We start from the raw sequence: 18,318 nt of genomic DNA, 5'->3' as shown, positions 1-18,318 counted from the left end.
TGTCAGTGATTGTCCGACACCGCACAAAACACGCGCACAACTTCTGTCATCTGCACGTAAAAAACGCCATCTCCGGATGGCGTTTTTTACATCCCTTACATGTTCAGACCGTTCGGCGGCCCGGAGCGACGTTTCAGACGCCCCAGACTTTCCACATCGGGCGGGTTGCCTTGAGCGCGGCCTCCACCTGTGCGTACAAAGTGCGCGTCGAGCCCTGCGCGGCCCCGCGGGCACGGGCCTTTTCGAAATACCCCAGCGCGGTTTCACGCTGGTCCAGGCCAAGCGCCGACTGCACCGCGCGCAGGTACACCTCGGCATCCCAGTCGTCACGCACGGCGAAGGCTGCGATAAAGTCGGCCAGCGCGGCATCGTGGCGCCGCGCTGCATGGTGGACCAGCCCGCGCTGCACGCGCGGGCCGGCCTGGTCCAGCGGATCGCCCTCGGTCAGCGCCACGGCCTGTTCGAACAGCGGCAGCGCGCGCTCGGGCTCGCCCGCGTCGCGCCAGACCTGGCCGAAGCGGTTGTACAGCCAGGCGTCCTCGACCAGCAGCGCGCGGCGCTGCTGGGCCTCGATCTCGGCCAGGGCATCGGTGCGGTCGTGCTCGTCCATGCCGGCCACCTGCGCCTGCAGCAGCGCGGCAAAGTGCGCGCGCGCATGCGCCATCGGGTGCGCGGCCTCGCTGCGGGCTTCCACCGGCAGCGCGTCCAGCCGGGCATCCATATGCATCATCGCGGCACGGGCGGCCTCGGTCGGCTCGGCGCCGCCCATGGCCTTCCAGGCCGCGATCATGCGGCTGAAGGCCCAGGTCACGTCGGCCGGGTTACGCTCCAGCGGGTAGCGGTTGAGCACCTCGCCGGCCAGCTCGGCCACTTTCTGGTGCTGGCCGGCGTCGGCGTGGCAGTCGAGCAGGTCGATCCAGTGATCGATGAACTCGCTGGCGGCCATGCCCTGCTGGTGCAGCGCGATGCGCTCGTCCACGTGCGCGGCGTCGGCCGGCAGGCTGCGCGACAGCAGCCGGCAAAGCAGCGAATAGACATGCGGGTCGGCATTGCCGCCGTGCCCCGCGGCATCGCCCTGGCCGGTGGCGAAATACTGGTCGAAGCGCGCCACGCCGGCACGGCCGGCCTGCACAAGCACCGGCCGCAGCGCGGCCTCGGCGGCCGGCACCTCGTCGATGAACTCGCCCAGCGCCATGGCGGCGCGGTAGTAGCCGGCACCGTCGTCGGACTGGTCGGTCAGCGTGAAGCGCAGCCACGGCTCGCGATCGGCCGGCTGGGTGCTGTCGGCGCGCTGCGCCAGCTGGTGGCGCCAGGCCAGTTCGCGTACCTGGCTCTGCGGGTCGGGCACCTGGCGCAGGTAGACCGCCAGGTCGTCCAGTGCCCCCTGGACGTCGCCCACGCCGTGGCGCAGCGGTGCACGCAGGCGGCGCGCCTCGGGGTGGTCAGGGTGCTCGGCCAGCACACGGGCGGCCTGGTCGGCGGCCACGGCGTCACCGGCTGCGGGATCGAGCTCCAGCAGATGCGGGTTGTCCAGGGCCACGCGGCCCAGGCAGACGCGCATCAGGGGCTCCACCGGAACGCCGGCGGCCTCGGCCCGGGCGATGTAGTCCGTCACCAGCGGTGCGATGTCATCTGCGCCCAGGTCGGGATTGCGGACCATCAGGTCATGCCAGTAGCGTGCCGCGGCGGCCATGTCGCCCATGCGCAGCGCGGCCAGGCCGGCGTGGAAATGCGCGGCCCATTCGCCCGTCAGCAGGCCGCTGCGTTGCGCGGCCTCATGCAGCCACGGGCGCGCCTCGGCATCGCGGCCCAGGCTCATCAGCATGGCGCCGTAGCGGTGCGCGATCACCCCGCGCGAGGCCCAGCGGTGCGGCGGCTGCAGCGGCAGCGTGTCAAGCCGCGCCAGCGCCTCGTCCAGCACCGCCAGCGCGGCGTTGGCGTCACCGTTGTCAAAGTGCAGCCGCGCCCGCAGCGTGACGAAATCAACCACCTCGGGGCGGGCCTGCGACAGCTGGTCGGCAATCTGCAGGGCTTCGGTGAAGCGCCCTTGGTTGGCTAGCCCGATGGCGTGGTCGTAGCTGGCTTCCTGCTCGGACACGTACTGCTCCTATGGATTGAAAAAATGTGCGAGTGCGGGATTATGCGCCAATGGGGGAGATACGGAATTGTTTGGGAGGCTTGCCGCCAAGCCCCCAAAAGAAAAAACGCCACCCAAAGGCAGCGTTCTCCCATAACCAAAACCAGCCAGCAGCTTACTTCCCGCCAACCGTCTCCAGCACCGTCCACTTGCCGCCAACCACCTTATAGACAGTGATACCACCATCCTTCAGGTCGCCGCGCGCGTCATACGCCAGCGTCTTGGTGGTCACGCCCTGCATATTGGTAGCAGCCAGCACCGGCAGGTAGCGCGCCGGGTCGGTCGAGCCGGCCTTGACCATGGCCGACATCATCGCGGTGGCGCCGTCGTAGGCGTACGGCGAGTAGGTCTGCACCTTCGAGCCAAAGCGCTTCTCGTACTTCTTCTCGTACGTGGAGCCGCCAGGCATCTGGTCCAGCGGCAGGCCGGCCAGCGACACCACGGTGCCTTCGGCGGCCGGGCCGGCGAGCTTCAGGAAGTTGTCGGTCTTGGACATTTCGCCCGACACCAGCGGGGCCTTCATGCCCAGTTCCTTGACCTGCTTGGCCATCGGCGCGGACTGGGTCTCGGCGCCGCCGTAGAAGATGATGTCCGGGTTGCTGCGCTTGATGTTGGTCAGCACGGCCTTGAAGTCCACCGCCTTGTCGTTGGTGAACTCGCGGCGCACGATCTTGCCGCCGGCGGCCTTGGCGGCCTTCTCGAACTCGTCGGCCAGGCCCTGGCCGTACGCGGTGCGGTCATCGACGATGGCGATGTTCTTCGCGCCCAGCTTCTTCACCACGAAGGCGCCGATCACCGAGCCCTGCTGGGTGTCGGAGGTCATCATGCGGAAGGTGGTCTTGAAGCCTTGCTTGGTGTATTCCGGCGCGGTCGCCATGGCGATCTGCGGAATGCCGGCGCGGTTGTAGACCATCGACGCCGGGATGGTGGTGCCCGAGTTGAAGTGGCCGAGCATGCCCTGGATGCCGTTATCCACCAGCTTCTGCGCCACCACCGAGCCGGTCTTCGGGTCGGCCTGGTCGTCTTCTGAGACCAGCACGAACTTGACTTCCTTGCCGCCGATCTTGGGCTTGGTGGCGTTCATGTCCTCGATCGCGAGGACGATGCCGTTCTGCATGTCCTTGCCGTACTGCGCCTGGCCGCCGGTCATCGGGCCGGCAAAGCCCAGCTTGATTTCCTGGGCCTGCGCGAACGCGGCGGAGGCGGCGGTCAGGCCAGCCAGGGTCAGGGCAACGGTCATTGCCGTCTTGTGGAATGTCGAGCTCATCAGATCTCCTTGGGTCCCAAATGGTGCCGATGTGGTGCCGTTGCCGGCAGTTATAGCGGTGCAGCCTGGCAGTGCCGCACCTTGCTTCAATACGCAACCGGGGCGGGATCGCCGCCACCGCTGCGTGCTTCGACATGACGAGGTCCGAGGGTTGCCTCAGCCGATCGTCATCAAACTGGCATTGCCGCCCGCGGCTGCGGTGTTGACCGAAAGCGAGCGCTCGATCAGCAAACGGTCGAGCGCGATATTCGGTTCACCTTGCGCCAGGCCCTGCACGCCGATGATCGGACCGGGGCGCACCGCCACCTGCTCGCACACCGTGCGCAGCTGGTCGGAATCTCCGTGGTGCAGCACCGCATCGATAGCGATGTCCGCCGCGGTCCAGTCGGCCACCATGCGGACGCGCGATTGTACGCCCTTAGGCAGGCGCGCAAACAGCCCCCGGCTGACAGGGTTTTCCGGCCATACGGCGTCTGCGCCGACGGTCAGCACGGCGCCCAGCTGCAGCGCCAGGTCGGCCTCCTGCGTGGCCAGGCACAGCACGTGCTCGCGCGGCAGCAGGGTGTAGGTGTTGCGCTCGCCGGTGGGGCCGGGCAGCGTCACGGTCAGGCCCGAGGGCGAGGCCTCGGCCAGGCGCTCGCAGGCGGCGGCCACCGCCGGCAGCTCGGCCCTGGCCCAGGCCTGGAAGGCCGCTGCGGCCTCGTCGCGCAGCGTGGCCGCCTCGGCGCCGCCGCCTGCTTCCGACGCGCGCACGCTGCGTACCACCGCGTCCTGCGGGCAGACCGACAGCAGGCGGTGCAGGTACAGCGGGCCGCCCGCCTTCGGGCCGGTGCCCGACAGGCCTTCGCCGCCGAAGGGCTGCACGCCCACCACGGCGCCAACGATATTGCGGTTGACATACAGGTTGCCCACATGGGCACGGCTGACGATGTGCGAGATGGTCTCGTCGATGCGGGTATGGATGCCCAGCGTCAGGCCGTAGCCGGTGGCGTTGATCTGGCTGACCATGGTGTCCAGCGCCGCGCGCGGAAAGCGCACCACGTGCAGCACCGGGCCGAACACCTCGCGCTTGAGTTCCTCGATGCTATCCAGTTCGATCAGCGTCGGCGGCACGAAGGTGCCGTTGCGGCAGCTGGCGCCCTGCGCGGCGTTGGGGTCGGCCTGATGGACACGGCGGCCCTTGGCGCGCATGGCATCGACATGGCGCACGATATTGCCGCGCGCTTCGTCGTCGATCACCGGGCCGACGTCGGTCGAGAGCCGGTCCGGATTGGCCATGTTCAGTTCCTGCATGGCGCCCTTGAGCATTTCCAGCACGCGGTCGGCCACGTCTTCCTGCAGGCACAGCACGCGCAGCGCCGAGCAGCGCTGGCCGGCCGAATCGAAAGCGGAGCTGAGGACATCGCCCACCACCTGTTCAGCCAGCGCCGACGAGTCGACGATCATCGCGTTCTGTCCGCCGGTCTCCGCGATCAGCGGGATCGGGCGGCCGGCGGCGTCGAGGCGGCCGGCGACGTTGCGCTGCAGGATGCGCGCGACTTCGGTCGAGCCGGTGAACATCACACCCTTGACGCGGGCGTCGCCGACCAGCGCGGCGCCCACGGTCTCGCCGCGGCCCGGCAGCAGCTGCACCGCGCCGGCCGGAACGCCGGCTTCGCGCAGCAGGCGCACGGCGGCGGCGGCGATCAGCGGGGTCTGCTCGGCGGGCTTGGCCAGCACCGGGTTGCCGGCGGCCAGCGCCGCGGCCACCTGGCCGGTGAAGATCGCCAGCGGGAAGTTCCACGGGCTGATGCAGACCACCGGGCCCAGCGGGCGGTGGGTCTCGTTGTCGAAGCTGCGGCGCACCTCGGCGGCGTAGTAGCGCAGGAAGTCCACGGCTTCGCGCACTTCGGCGATGGCGTTGGAGAAGGTCTTGCCGGCCTCGCGCATGATGATGCCCATCAGCGACTGCATCTGGGCTTCCATCAGGTCGGCGGCGCGCTCCAGCGCGGCCGCGCGCACGTCCGGCGGCGTCGCCTGCCAGATCGGCGCGGCGTTGATGGCGGCCTGCAGCGCGGCGTCGACCTCGGCCTGGCCGGCCTCGGTGACATGGCCCACCACATCGCGGTGGTCGGCCGGGTTCAGCACCGGCGTGGTGATGGCGTCGGCTGCGCGCGGTACCTCGGCGCCGAGCAGCGGCTCGGCCACGAAGCGCTCGCTGGTGCCTGCCAGCAGCGCCGACGACAGCGACGCCAGGCGATGCTCGTTCGCGAGATCGATGCCGGCCGAATTGGGGCGGCTCTTGCCGTACAGCGTGCGCGGCGACGGGATGCGCGGGTGCGGCAGGCCCAGCACGCCTTCTTCGCGGTGCATGGCTTCGACCACGGCGACCGGGTCGGCCACCAGCTCGTCCAGCGAGATGGTGTCGTCGGCGATGCGGTTCACGAACGAGGTATTGGCGCCATTCTCCAGCAGGCGGCGCACCAGGTAGGCCAGCAGCGTTTCATGCGTGCCGACCGGCGCGTAGATGCGGCACGGGCGGTTGAACTTGCCGTCCGCGGTGGCGCCAACCACCTGGTCGTACAGCGGCTCGCCCATGCCGTGCAGGCACTGGAACTCATACTGGCCGGGATAGTAGCTGTGGCCGGCGATCTGGTAGATGGCCGACAGCGTATGCGCATTGTGCGTGGCGAACTGCGGGTAGATCGCGTCCGGCACCGACAGCAGCTTGCGCGCGCAGGCGATGTACGACACGTCGGTGTAGACCTTGCGCGTGTAGACCGGGTAGCCCTCCAGCCCGTCGAGCTGGGCGCGCTTGATCTCGCTGTCCCAGTAGGCGCCCTTGACCAGGCGGATCATCAGGCGGTGGCGGCTGCGGCGGGCCAGGTCGATCAGGTAGTCGATCACGAACGGGCAGCGCTTCTGGTAGCCCTGCACCACGAAGCCGATGCCGTTCCAGCCCGCCAGCTCGGGCTCGAAGCACAGGCGCTCGAGCAGGTCCAGCGAGATCTCCAGGCGGTCGGCTTCCTCGGCGTCGATATTGATGCCGATGTCGTACTGGCGTGCCAGCAGCGTCAGCGACTTCAGGCGCTCGTACAGCTCGCCCACCACGCGCTCATGCTGCGCGCGGCTGTAGCGCGGGTGCAGCGCCGACAGCTTGATCGAGATGCCCGGGCCCTCATAGATGCCGCGCCCGCGCGAGGCCTGGCCGATGGCGTGGATGGCCTGCTCGTACGAGGCCAGGTAGCGCTGCGCGTCGGCCTCGGTCATGGCGGCCTCGCCCAGCATGTCGTAGGAGTAGCGGAAGCCTTCGGCCTCGTACTTGCGCGCGTTGGCCAGCGCCTCGGAAATGGTCTCGCCGGTGACGAACTGCTCGCCCATCAGGCGCATCGCCATGTCCACGCCCTTGCGGATCAGCGGCTCGCCGCCCTTGCCGATGATGCGCGTGAGCGCCTTGGTCAGGCCCGATTCGGTATGGGTGGCGACCAGCTTGCCGGTCAGCAGCAGGCCCCAGGTGGCGGCGTTGACGAACAGCGACGGGCTCTGGCCCAGGTGCGACTGCCAGTTGGCGCCGCTGATCTTGTCGCGGATCAGCGCGTCGCGGGTGGCCTTGTCGGGGATGCGCAGCAGGGCCTCGGCCAGGCACATCAGCGCCACGCCTTCCTGCGACGACAGCGAGAATTCCTGGATCAGGCCCTGCACCAGGCCCTCGCGGCCGCTGCCGACCTTCTGCTCGCGCAGCCGCGTGGCCAGGGTCTTGGCCATCTTGATGGCGGCCTCGCCTTGCTGCTGCGGCAGGCGCGCCTGCTCCAGCAGCACCGGTACGCAATCGGCTTCCGGGCGGCGATAGGCAGAGGTAATGGCAGCACGCAGCACCGATTGCGGCTGGATGCTTTGGGCGAACTCCAGGAACGGCTGCGGCGCATCGCCATGGACCAGCTCGGCTCCGTCGGCGCCATCCGCGTCGGCGCTACCGGCGGCGCCGGTCTCGTGCGGCAGGTGGCCGCGCTCGATCTGCTCGAGGTAGGTGAAGATAGCCTGCTTGATCAGCCAGTGCGGCGTGCGGTCGATGGATTGGGCAACGCGCTTGAGGCGGTCGCGCGAGGCGTCGTCGAGCTTGACGCCGAGAGTGGTGGTGGCCATGCGGGCATTTCTCCGAAAGACTGGAGCCGCCGCCGGTGCTACCTCGTCCATGCCGGCAGGCACGGGCGCGCGACCGGCCGCAGCCTGTGAGCTGGCGCGATCTTACTCCCGAAAATCACCAAGGTGCAACCTAGTGCAACCCTATCGAAAACCCTAATGCCAGGGTTGCACCTTTCACTGCCACGCCAGCTGACTCAGATCCGCAACGGGTCGATCTCAAGCTGCCAGCGCACCCCTTTTGCCTCTGTCCCCACATCTGCGAAAGTCTGCACCCACTCAGCCACGAAGCGTTGCAGCACCGGCCGCGAGGTGGCCTCAACCAGCATCTGCGCACGCTCCCGGTTGAAGATGCGCACCATCGACATCGGCACCGGATCGTGCAGTTGCACCTCGGCCGCCAGCTCGCAGGTTTCGGCATGCCGGCGCGCCACTTCCAGGAACTGCAGCGCCCGCTCCAGCTGGCCGTGGTCGGCGGTTACCAGCACCTGGTAGCAGAACGGGGGCAACCCGGCCTGGCGCCGCTCGCGCAACTGGCTGGCCGCGAATCCATCATAGTCGTGGCGCGTCAGCGCCTGCAATGCCGGGGTGTCCGGGTAGCGCGTCTGGATCAGCACCTCGCCCGGCAAGCCGGCCCGCCCTGCCCGCCCGGCCACCTGCATCAGCGAGGCGAACAGATGCTCGGCGGCGCGGAAGTCATGGCTGAACATGGCCGCGTCCGGATGGACGATGCCGACCAGGGTCACGCGCTGGAAGTCATGCCCCTTGGCCACCATCTGCGTGCCCACCAGGATGTCGACTTCGCCGGCATGGACTTCGTCGAACATGGCTTGCGCGCTGCCCTTGCGGCGCGTGGAATCTGCGTCGATGCGGGCGATGCGCGCCTGCGGGAAGCGCGTCGCCAATGCCTCTTCGATGCGCTGCGTGCCACGCCCCAGCGGCGCGATGTCGACGTTGCCGCAGTCCGGGCAGTGGTGCGGCACCGGCGCCTCCAGGCCGCAGTGGTGGCAGCGCAGGCGCCGTTCGGGGCGGTGCAGCACCAGGTAGGCCGAGCAGCGCGGGCAGCCCGACAGCCAGCCGCAGCTGTCGCAGGCAATCACCGGCGCGTAGCCGCGGCGGTTCAGGAACAGCAGGCTCTGCTCGCCGCGCGCCAGGCGCGCGTCGATGGCTTCCAGCAGCGGCACCGACAAGCCTTCGAACAGCGGGCGCTGGCGCTGGCGCTCGTGGTTCAGGTCGACCAGGCGCACTGTCGGCAGGGTCGCTTCGGCCTGGGCGCGCTCGCGCAGCACCAGCTTGCGGTAAGTGCCCTGCCCGGCCCGCCACCAGGTCTCCATCGACGGCGTGGCCGAACCAAGCACCACGGCAATGCCGCGCTGCTTGGCGCGCCACACCGCCAGGTCGCGCGCCGAGTAGCGCAGCCCTTCCTGCTGCTTGTAGGAAGTGTCGTGTTCCTCGTCGACCACGATCAGCGCCAGCGCCGGCAGCGAGGCCATCACCGCCATGCGCGTGCCCAGCACGATGCGGGCCTCGCCGCGGTGCGCGGCCAGCCACTGCAGGCTGCGCTCCTGGTCGGCCAGGCCGCTGTGCAGCACCGCCAGCGGCAGGTGCGGGAAGCGTGCAGCGATGCGGGCCTGCAGTTGCGGGGTCAGGTTGATTTCAGGCACCAGCATCAGCACCTGGGCCTGGGGGTCGCGTTCGAGCAGCGCCTGCATCGCATGCAGGTAGACCTCGGTCTTGCCGCTGCCGGTCACCCCGTGCAGCAGGAACGGCGCGAAGCCCTCGGCCTCGGCAATTGCCTGCACCGCGGCGCGCTGCTCGTCGTGCAGCGGCGGCGCAGTCGATGGCGGCTGTGCGGGGTCGGTCGGCAGCAGGGGGCGCGCGGTGCGGCTGGCCTCGACCCAGCCGGCGGCCTGCCATTCGGCCAGCCGCGCCGGTGCCGCCGCGCACAGCACGCGGGCGTCGGCCAGCGTCAGCGGCTCGGCCGCGGCGGCGCGCTCGGCCAGCGCCTGTGCCAGGGCGCGCACGCTGCGTGCGCGTGGCGGCACGGCGGCCAGCAGGGCCTCTGCATGCCCAGGCAGCAGGCGGTATTCGTCGGTGCGGGCACGCTGGGCCAGGCCCGGCCAGCCCTCGGCCTCGCGCAAGGCCGGCGGCAAGGCCGGCAGCATCACTTCGCCCAGGCGGCGCTGGTAGTAGCGCGCGGCAAAGGCGGCCAGCCCGATCCAGTCGGGCTGCAGCGGCGGCATCCATTCCAGGCGCTGCGCCACCTGGCGTAGCCGGTCGGCGGGCACATCGGAGCTGTCGGCATACGCCACCGCCACGCCGACCATGCTGCGGCGACCGAACGGCACCACCACCAGGTCACCCGGGGCGACCTCGGGCGTGGCGAGATAGTCGAAGCAGTCGTCGGCGGGGGTGTCCAGCGCGACCCGGATGACTGACTGCGCGGCGGCGGTCGGCATCACGGCGCCCATCGCCGCGCTGTCCTCGACCACCGGAAGCGCGCCGCTAGCTGGCGCCATGCGGCCCTTCCTGGTGCACCGCCATTGCGCAACCTTTGTGCAACGGGCGCCTGGCGCAATAAGAGTGGAAATCTAGTGTGCGGCGCAACATCAACTTAAAGTAAAACTTCAAATGTGGCCCTAAGTCGATGATAGATGACTGGTTTTCCACTAATTCCACCGCCCCTGTGGATAACTTTGTTGAAAAGTCGCACTGGCTGGCCGGGAAGCCCCGCGAAACAAGGGATCCACCGGCATCGGGCCTTCCTTTGCAATTCTTCCAAATCCTTAAAAATCAAGGGCTTGCAAACATCCCCCGGATAGGTTAGGGAATAACCCTGTTCCGCACTGCGGCAAACCTATCGGTGTGCATAAGTCAAGTACCGCCAGTCAAGTCCGAGCACCTTTTTGGCGAATGCTGGCGAAAAAGTTAACTTGACAGGGTCCGGCGGCGCGGCTCCCGCAGCACTGGGTACGCTGGGGCGCCGGTGCGCTGCAGCGCAGGGCACCGCAGCAGCAGCCAGGCCGGCCGCATACTGTCATCGTCACTTCTGACCGGCGCGCAGCTTGCGGCTGTGGCGATGCACTTCATCCACCAGCACCGAGACGTTATCCGGCGGCGTGAACTGCGAGATGCCGTGGCCAAGGTTGAATACGTGGCCATCACTGCCCCCGGCGGCGGCATAGCTGTCCAGCACGCCGCGCACCTGCTCGCGGATCGCGGCCTCAGGGGCGAACAGCACGGTCGGGTCGATATTGCCCTGCAGCGCCACACGCCCGCCGGTGCGGCGGCGCGCTTCGGCCAGGTTGACGGTCCAGTCCAACCCGATCGCGTCGGCGCCGGTGTCAGCCAGCGCCTCGAGCCACAGGCCGCCGCCTTTGGTAAAGACGATCGCGGGCACCTGTTGGCCATCGTGCTCGCGCTTCAGGCCGGCCAGCACCCGGCGCATATAGGCCAGCGAGAACGCCTGGTACATGCCGTCGGCAAGCGCCCCGCCCCAGGTGTCGAAAATCATCACGGCCTGCGCGCCGGCTTCGATCTGGGCATTCAGGTATTCGGTCACCGCCTGGGCGTTGATCTCGAGAATGCGGTGCATCAGGTCCGGGCGGCCGTACATCATCGCCTTGACCGTGCGGAAGTCGTCCGAGCCGCCGCCTTCGACCATGTAGCAGGCCAGCGTCCAGGGGCTGCCGGAAAATCCGATCAGCGGCACGCGCTGGCCGCCGTCCTGGACCAGTGCGCGGCGGATTTCGCTTACCGCGTCAAAGACATACTGCAGCGACGCCATGTCCGGCACGGCCAGTTTCTGCACGTCGGCTTCGGTGCGCAGCGGATGGGCAAAGCGCGGGCCCTCGCCCTGCGCGAACGACAGGCCCAGGCCCATCGCGTCGGGCACGGTCAGGATGTCGGAAAAGAGAATCGCCGCGTCCAGTGGATAGCGGTCCAGCGGCTGCAGTGTCACTTCCGTGGCGTAGGCCGGGTTCTTGGCCAGCCCGAGGAAGCTGCCGGCGCGGGCGCGCGTGGCGTTGTACTCGGGCAGGTAGCGGCCCGCCTGGCGCATCAGCCACAGCGGCGTGTATTCGGTCGGCTGGCGGCGCAGCGCGCGCAGGAAGGTATCGTTCTGCAGTGCGGTCATGGTCATCCTCGTAAGACCGCCATTCTAAGGGATGGCTGCGGCTGGATGCCGCTCAGACGTCGTCGATCATCCCGGTGAAGGCCGCTGCGGCACGCCGCATCCATTCGCGCGCGCGTTCGGCATCGGGCTGCAGCCGTGCGAAGCCGTGGGTCATGCCACTGGCCTCGATGGTGACCACCGGGGCGTCGTGGCGCACCAGGAAGTCGGCATAGGCCAGGCCGTCGTCGCGCAGCACGTCGTGCGCGGCCACCATCAGCACGGTGGCGGGCGGGCGCACCAGCGGCGCGGCCATCAGGTGCACGCGGTGGTCGGGGTGGGCGGTGCCCTCCGCCAGGGCCTCGGCGCCGATGAACTGGGTCCAGAACCAGGCCATCTCGTCACGCGTCAGGCCGGGACCGTCGGCAAAGGCGCGGTAGCTTTCGGTGCTGAGCACCGGTGCCGTCACCGGATAGATCAGCAGTTGCGCATCGACCTGCACCGCGCCGCCGCCGTTGAGCTGCTGCGCTGCCTGCGCCGCCAGGTGGCCGCCGGCGCTGTCGCCCGCCACGGCCAGGAAATCGGTCGCTAGCCCGAGTGCCTGACGTTCACCGGCGAACCACTGCACTGCCTCGGAGGCATCGTCGCAGGGAGCCGGGAACGCGTGCTCGGGTGCGAGGCGGTAGTCGACGCTGGCCACCGCGCAGCCCGTGTCGGCCGCAAGCAACGCTGCAACCGTATGGTGCGTCTGCGGCGAGCCGATCACCCAGCCGCCACCGTGGAAGTAGACCACCAGCCGCGGCGCGGTCTCGCCGGCCGGGCGGAACAGCCTGGCGCCCAGCGAGCGGCCGGAGAGCGCAAGCTCCAGGTCCTGCACCGTGATGCCTGCCGGATCCGGCAACAGCGACGCCGCCGCGATCTCGGCAAAACGGGCCCGCTGCGCGGGAATGTCGGCAGGCGCGGGCGCATTGGCATAGCGCTCCGCCAGGCGGCGGTAATAGGCAAGCAGTTGCGGATCGATGGCCATGGTTGGCGACTGATGGGAAAGCGGAAAAAGAAAGGGTGCCGGGGCGGGAATCAGTCCAGCCCGAGCTGGCGCGTCAGCTCGACCTTGCTGCAGCAGTCCTGCACCGCCAGCAGGCCGGCATCGGCAGCGCGGCGCACGGCGTGGTCGTTGACGATGCCCAGCTGCAGCCAGACACCCTGTGCGCCAATGGCGATGGCCTCATCGACCACGCCCGGCGTTTCCTCGGCACGGCGGAAGATGTCGACCCACGCGATGGGGCTGCCTGCTGCCGCGGCAGCGTCGGCGGCTTCGCGCAGCGTGGCGTGGCAGGTCTCGCCCAGAATGCGTTCGCCGGCATGACGCGGATTGACCGGCACGATCCGGAAGCCATGGTCCTGCAGGAATTCCGCAACCTCATGACTGGGACGCTCCGGGCGGTCGGACAGGCCGACCACGGCCACGGTCTTCATCGCCAGCATGGCTTGCTGCATCTCAGGGCGCATCGCGTCTCCGGGTGGACAAGGGCGGGCCCGCGGACATGCAAAAACGCAACGCGAAGGCCACAGACGTCCTGAATCGTAACCGGAATTGTCACGCAGGGATTGGTGGGGGAGCGAACATGGAAATCGCGTCATCAAAGATAATACAACGACACGTTTCTGCGGCTAACGTGACGTGAACGCGTGAAAATATGCCGAACACGCCAGATCCCGGCGCCTCTGGCTTTCAACTTCTTGCAAAACGATACATTTTGTTACTGCCATGCCGGGGAGTTTCCCCCACAATACATTGACACACCCGGTGTCCGGCGTGTGGCGCCCCAGTAAAATAAGGCTGTGCAGACTTAAAGGGGCGTGGTGAAGAAAGCCTTTTGAAGCAGTAACCCGATTTTCCGATCCAGCAGATCGCCGCTGGACCGGAGCACCAGGCAGACCGTTGCAGCGCGTGGCCTTTGCGGCCTCTGGTCGGATATTGGATATCCGTTGCGCCTTGATTGTCGACCTGGACCGAACCCGTTCCTTCGAATTGACCCCTCGAAGGGATTTTCCCGTCCGCGCGGAGCCTCCCCGGCCCGCGCGCTTTTTTTTGTCCAGGCGGGATAAAAGCATATCGCCACGCCCAAGAAAAAGGCAGCCATGCGGCTGCCTTTTTTCATTGTCGCGCCAGAAAAACAACAGCGCGACAAGCCACTAATTGCTTACTTCTTACGACGCAGGCGGGCGATGGCAGCCAGTTGGGCAGCCGCCACGGCGAGCTCGCTCTGAGCGCGTGCCAGATCCAGATCGCTGCTCTGGTTCTGCATCAGCTCTTCGGCAGCACGCTTGGCTTCCTGCGCCTTGGCTTCGTCCAGGTCGCCACCGCGGATAGCGGTGTCGGCCAGCACGGTGACGTGCTTGGGCTGGACTTCGAGAATGCCGCCGGCAACGAACACGAACTCTTCGCTGCCGTCTTCCTTCTCGATCCGCACCGCACCCGGCTGGATGCGCGTGATCAGCGGCGTGTGGCCCGGCAGAATGCCCAGTTCACCCGACTCGCCCGGCAGCGCCACGAACTTCGCCTGGCCGGAGAAGATCGACGCTTCCGCGCTGACGACGTCTACAAGAATGGTTGCCATATCAGATCCTTTCTCCAATCGCTTTGCTCAGGCGGCCGGACACGCAGGGGTGGCCGGCCATCACTCCCACCGCCAGGCGGGAGTGATGAGCAAGGCTTACTGGAGCTTCTTGGCCTTTTCGAAGGCTTCGTCGATCGAGCCGACCATGTAGAACGCCTGCTCGGGCAGGTGATCGCACTCGCCGTCCACCAGCATCTTGAAGCCGCGGATGGTTTCCTTCAGCGGCACGTACTTGCCCGGCGAACCCGTGAACACTTCCGCCACGTGGAACGGCTGCGACAGGAAACGCTGGATCTTACGAGCGCGGTTCACTGCCAGCTTGTCTTCCGGCGACAGTTCGTCCATGCCCAGAATCGCGATGATGTCGCGCAGTTCCTTGTAGCGCTGCAGGGTCTGCTGAACGCGGCGGGCCACTTCGTAGTGTTCCGTGCCGACAACCTGCGGGTCCAGCTGGCGCGAGGTCGAGTCCAGCGGATCCACTGCGGGGTAGATACCCAGTGCAGCGATGTCACGCGACAGCACCACGGTCGAGTCCAAGTGCAGGAAGGTGGTTGCCGGCGACGGGTCGGTCAAGTCATCCGCAGGCACGTACACGGCCTGGATCGACGTGATCGAGCCAGTCTTGGTCGACGTAATACGTTCCTGCAGCTTGCCCATTTCTTCTGCCAGCGTCGGCTGGTAGCCCACGGCGGAAGGCATACGGCCCAGCAGTGCGGACACTTCGGTACCGGCCAGCGTGTAGCGGTAGATGTTGTCCACGAAGAACAGGATGTCACGGCCTTCGTCACGGAAGCGCTCGGCCATGGTCAGGCCGGTCAGCGCCACGCGCAGACGGTTGCCCGGCGGCTCGTTCATCTGGCCGAACACCATGGCCACCTTGTCGAGCACGTTCGAGTCCTTCATTTCGTGGTAGAAGTCGTTCCCTTCACGGGTACGCTCGCCCACGCCGGCGAACACCGACAGACCGCTGTGCTGCTTGGCGATGTTGTTGATGAGCTCCATCATGTTGACGGTCTTGCCCACGCCGGCGCCACCGAACAGGCCCACCTTGCCGCCCTTTGCGAACGGGCAGACCAGGTCGATCACCTTGATGCCGGTTTCCAGCAGGTCAACCGACGGCGACAGTTCGTCGAACTTCGGGGCCTTCTGGTGAATCGCGCGCAGCTCGTCCGAGGCGATCGGGCCGGCTTCGTCGATCGGGCGACCCAGCACGTCCATGATGCGGCCCAGCGTGCCGTGACCGACCGGCACCGAAATCGGGGCGCCGGTGCTCTTCACTTCCATACCGCGGCGCAGACCGTCCGACGAGCCCAGGGCAATGGTACGCACCACGCCGTCACCGAGCTGTTGCTGGACTTCGAAGGTCAGGCCCTTTTCGGCGAACGAGGCGTCGCCGGAGTCTTCCAGCACGAGCGCGTCGTACACCTTCGGCATTGCGTCACGGGGGAACTCGATGTCCACCACGGCGCCAATACACTGCACAATATTTCCGATACTCATTTCGTATCTCCGATAGCTTGAATTCGTGACGCCTTAGACCGCAGCTGCGCCGCTGACGATTTCCGACAGTTCCTTGGTAATCGCGGCCTGACGGGTCTTGTTGTAGACCAGTTGCAGTTCGCCGATCACGTTCTTGGCGTTGTCGGACGCAGCCTTCATGGCCACCATGCGCGCCGATTGCTCGGACGCCATGTTCTCGGCCACGGCCTGGTACACCAGCGCCTCGACGTAGCGGACGAGCAGCTCTTCCACTACGGTCTGGGCGTCGGGCTCGTAGATGTAATCCCACGAGTAGGCGCGCTTCTCTTCTTCGGTCTGAACCAGCTTGTCGGCGGCGAGCGGCAGCAGCTGCTCGACCATCGGTTCCTGCTTCATCGTATTGATGAACTTGGTGTACGCCAGGTACACCGCGTCGACCTCACCATTGGTGAAGGCATCGAGCTGGACCTTGATCGCGCCGATCAGCTTTTCCAGATGCGGGGTGTCACCGAGGTGCACCACGTGCGAGATCACCTTGGCACCGACGCGGCCCAGGAACTGCATGCCCTTGGTGCCGATGGCGGTGGCTTGCACGTCCACGCCGCGGCCCTGCAGGGTCTTCAGTTCATTGGTGACGGCGCGCAACACGTTCGTGTTCAGGCCGCCACACAGCCCCTTGTCGGTCGTGACCACGATCATGCCGACGCGCTTGACTTCGCGTTCCTGCATGAACGGGTGCTTGAACTCGGGGTTGGCCGTAGCCAGGTGCGCCGCAATGTTGCGCACCTTCTCGGCGTAGGGACGGGCACTGCGCATCCGCTCCTGCGCCTTGCGCATCTTGGACGCGGCGACCATCTCCATCGCCTTGGTGATCTTGCGCGTGTTCTGCACGCTCTTGATCTTGGTTCGAATCTCTTTCGTTCCGGCCATATCTTCCTCTCCATCCGAACCAGCGCCGCGCCGGCGTGAGCCAGGCGCGGCGGCGGTGTCGTGGAATCACGCGGTTAGAACGCGGCGGACTTCTTGAAATCCTCGACAGCGGCACGCAGGGCGGCTTCATCTTCCTTCGAGAGCTGCTTGGTCTCTTCGATGCGGTTGATGAGATCGGCGTACTTGGTCTTCAGATGGTCGTGCAGGCCCTTCTCGAACGGCAGAATGTCCTTCACTTCCACGTTGTCGAGGAAGCCGTTGTTGGCGGCGAACAGCGACGCGGCCAGCTGCCACACTTGCAGCGGCTGGTATTGCGGCTGCTTGAGCAGTTCGGTCACGCGGCGGCCGCGCTCGAGCTGCTTGCGGGTGGCATCGTCCAGGTCCGAGGCGAACTGCGCGAACGCAGCCAGCTCACGATACTGGGCCAGGTCGGTACGGATACCGCCAGACAGGTTCTTCACCACCTTGGTCTGGGCTGCACCACCGACGCGCGACACCGAGATACCGGCGTTGATAGCGGGGCGGATACCAGCGTTGAACAGGTCGGTTTCCAGGAAGATCTGGCCATCCGTGATCGAGATCACGTTGGTCGGAACGAACGCGGACACGTCGCCGGCCTGCGTTTCGATCACCGGCAGCGCGGTCAGCGAACCGGTCTTGCCCTTGACGGCGCCGTTGGTGAACTTCTCGACGTAGTCGGCGTTCACGCGGGCAGCACGCTCCAGCAGGCGCGAGTGCAGGTAGAACACGTCGCCCGGGTAGGCTTCGCGGCCCGGCGGGCGGCGCAGCAGCAGCGACACCTGGCGGTAGGCCCAGGCTTGCTTGGTCAGGTCGTCATAGACGATCAGCGCGTCTTCGCCGCGGTCGCGGAAGTACTCGCCCATGGTGCAGCCGGCGTACGGTGCCAGGTACTGCATGGCGGCCGAGTCCGAAGCGGCGGCGGCCACGACGACGGTGTATTCCATCGCGCCGTGCTCTTCCAGCTTGCGCACCACGTTGGCGATCGTCGAAGCCTTCTGGCCGACTGCCACGTAGACGCAGAAGACGCCCTTGCCCTTCTGGTTGATGATGGCGTCGACAGCGACGGCGGTCTTGCCGGTCTGGCGGTCGCCAATGATCAGCTCACGCTGGCCACGGCCGATCGGCACCATCGCGTCGATCGACTTCAGGCCGGTCTGCACCGGCTGGCTCACCGACTGACGCGCGATCACGCCCGGGGCGACCTTCTCGATCACGTCCGTTTCCTTGGCGTTGATCGGGCCCTTGCCGTCGATCGGCTGGCCCAGCGTGTTCACCACGCGGCCCAGCAGTTCCTTGCCCACCGGCACTTCCAGAATGCGGCCGGTGCACTTGACCGTGTCGCCTTCGGAAATATGTTCGTACTCACCCAGCACCACGGCGCCGACCGAGTCGCGCTCGAGGTTCAGCGCGAGGCCGAAGGTGTTGCCGGGGAATTCCAGCATCTCGCCCTGCATCACGCCGGACAGGCCATGCACGCGGCAGATGCCATCGGTCACGGAGATCACCGTGCCGGTATTGCGCACTTCAGCTTCAGCGCCAAGGCCCGAGATGCGGGACTTGATCAGCTCGCTGATTTCTGAGGGGTTCAGTTGCATCACAATGCTCCTAATTCTTCAATCCGTCGGCCGGTGCG

11 protein-coding genes are annotated in these 18,318 nt (G+C 67.2%); all 11 read right to left on the bottom strand.

Going from position 1 to position 18,318, the window contains the following annotated elements:
• Positions 1-133 precede the first annotated feature (133 nt).
• Entirely contained in the window at positions 134-2,098 is a 1,965-nt protein-coding gene (locus AC1Q6V_RS25570; protein WP_439671071.1) for a tetratricopeptide repeat protein, read from the bottom strand.
• A gap of 154 nt (positions 2,099-2,252) precedes the next feature.
• Entirely contained in the window at positions 2,253-3,404 is a 1,152-nt protein-coding gene (locus AC1Q6V_RS25565) for a branched-chain amino acid ABC transporter substrate-binding protein (protein ID WP_010812179.1), read from the bottom strand.
• Positions 3,405-3,560: 156 nt separating this feature from the next.
• Positions 3,561-7,526, bottom strand: a complete 3,966-nt coding sequence (gene putA, locus AC1Q6V_RS25560) for a trifunctional transcriptional regulator/proline dehydrogenase/L-glutamate gamma-semialdehyde dehydrogenase (protein ID WP_010812180.1) — start codon at positions 7,524-7,526, stop codon at positions 3,561-3,563.
• Positions 7,527-7,720: 194 nt separating this feature from the next.
• Positions 7,721-10,042: a primosomal protein N' gene (locus AC1Q6V_RS25555; RefSeq protein WP_454749990.1), complete on the bottom strand. Its 2,322-nt coding sequence runs from the start codon at positions 10,040-10,042 to the stop codon at positions 7,721-7,723.
• 524 nt (positions 10,043-10,566) lie between these two features.
• Complete coding sequence (hemE, locus tag AC1Q6V_RS25550; protein ID WP_454749991.1) at positions 10,567-11,658, bottom strand: uroporphyrinogen decarboxylase; 1,092 nt, start codon at positions 11,656-11,658, stop codon at positions 10,567-10,569.
• Between the two features lie 52 nt (positions 11,659-11,710).
• Positions 11,711-12,661, bottom strand: a complete 951-nt coding sequence (locus tag AC1Q6V_RS25545) for an alpha/beta hydrolase (RefSeq protein WP_011616229.1) — start codon at positions 12,659-12,661, stop codon at positions 11,711-11,713.
• A gap of 50 nt (positions 12,662-12,711) precedes the next feature.
• Positions 12,712-13,143, bottom strand: a complete 432-nt coding sequence (locus AC1Q6V_RS25540; RefSeq protein WP_454749992.1) for a CoA-binding protein — start codon at positions 13,141-13,143, stop codon at positions 12,712-12,714.
• Between the two features lie 695 nt (positions 13,144-13,838).
• Complete coding sequence (locus AC1Q6V_RS25535) at positions 13,839-14,255, bottom strand: F0F1 ATP synthase subunit epsilon (protein WP_010811262.1); 417 nt, start codon at positions 14,253-14,255, stop codon at positions 13,839-13,841.
• Between the two features lie 96 nt (positions 14,256-14,351).
• On the bottom strand, positions 14,352-15,755 hold the full coding sequence (gene atpD, locus AC1Q6V_RS25530) for a F0F1 ATP synthase subunit beta (RefSeq protein ID WP_010811263.1): 1,404 nt from the start codon (positions 15,753-15,755) through the stop codon (positions 14,352-14,354).
• Positions 15,756-15,788: 33 nt separating this feature from the next.
• Positions 15,789-16,664, bottom strand: a complete 876-nt coding sequence (atpG, locus tag AC1Q6V_RS25525) for a F0F1 ATP synthase subunit gamma (protein WP_010811264.1) — start codon at positions 16,662-16,664, stop codon at positions 15,789-15,791.
• A gap of 74 nt (positions 16,665-16,738) precedes the next feature.
• Complete coding sequence (gene atpA / locus AC1Q6V_RS25520; RefSeq protein ID WP_010811265.1) at positions 16,739-18,280, bottom strand: F0F1 ATP synthase subunit alpha; 1,542 nt, start codon at positions 18,278-18,280, stop codon at positions 16,739-16,741.
• Positions 18,281-18,318 lie beyond the last annotated feature (38 nt).

Source organism: Cupriavidus sp. GW823-FHT07B10 (assembly GCF_058794355.1).
The sequence above is the reverse complement of the archived record's forward strand: the minus strand, read 5'-3'. Positions and strand labels throughout refer to the sequence as shown.

Coding starts and splice junctions, on each gene's coding strand:
- AC1Q6V_RS25565 (WP_010812179.1), bottom strand. CDS start 3,404: ATGAGCTCGACATTCCACAAGACGGCAATGACCGTTGCCCTGACCCTG.
- putA (WP_010812180.1), bottom strand. CDS start 7,526: ATGGCCACCACCACTCTCGGCGTCAAGCTCGACGACGCCTCGCGCGAC.
- AC1Q6V_RS25555 (WP_454749990.1), bottom strand. CDS start 10,042: ATGGCGCCAGCTAGCGGCGCGCTTCCGGTGGTCGAGGACAGCGCGGCG.
- hemE (WP_454749991.1), bottom strand. CDS start 11,658: ATGACCGCACTGCAGAACGATACCTTCCTGCGCGCGCTGCGCCGCCAG.
- AC1Q6V_RS25545 (WP_011616229.1), bottom strand. CDS start 12,661: ATGGCCATCGATCCGCAACTGCTTGCCTATTACCGCCGCCTGGCGGAG.
- AC1Q6V_RS25540 (WP_454749992.1), bottom strand. CDS start 13,143: ATGCGCCCTGAGATGCAGCAAGCCATGCTGGCGATGAAGACCGTGGCC.
- AC1Q6V_RS25535 (WP_010811262.1), bottom strand. CDS start 14,255: ATGGCAACCATTCTTGTAGACGTCGTCAGCGCGGAAGCGTCGATCTTC.
- atpD (WP_010811263.1), bottom strand. CDS start 15,755: ATGAGTATCGGAAATATTGTGCAGTGTATTGGCGCCGTGGTGGACATC.
- atpG (WP_010811264.1), bottom strand. CDS start 16,664: ATGGCCGGAACGAAAGAGATTCGAACCAAGATCAAGAGCGTGCAGAAC.
- atpA (WP_010811265.1), bottom strand. CDS start 18,280: ATGCAACTGAACCCCTCAGAAATCAGCGAGCTGATCAAGTCCCGCATC.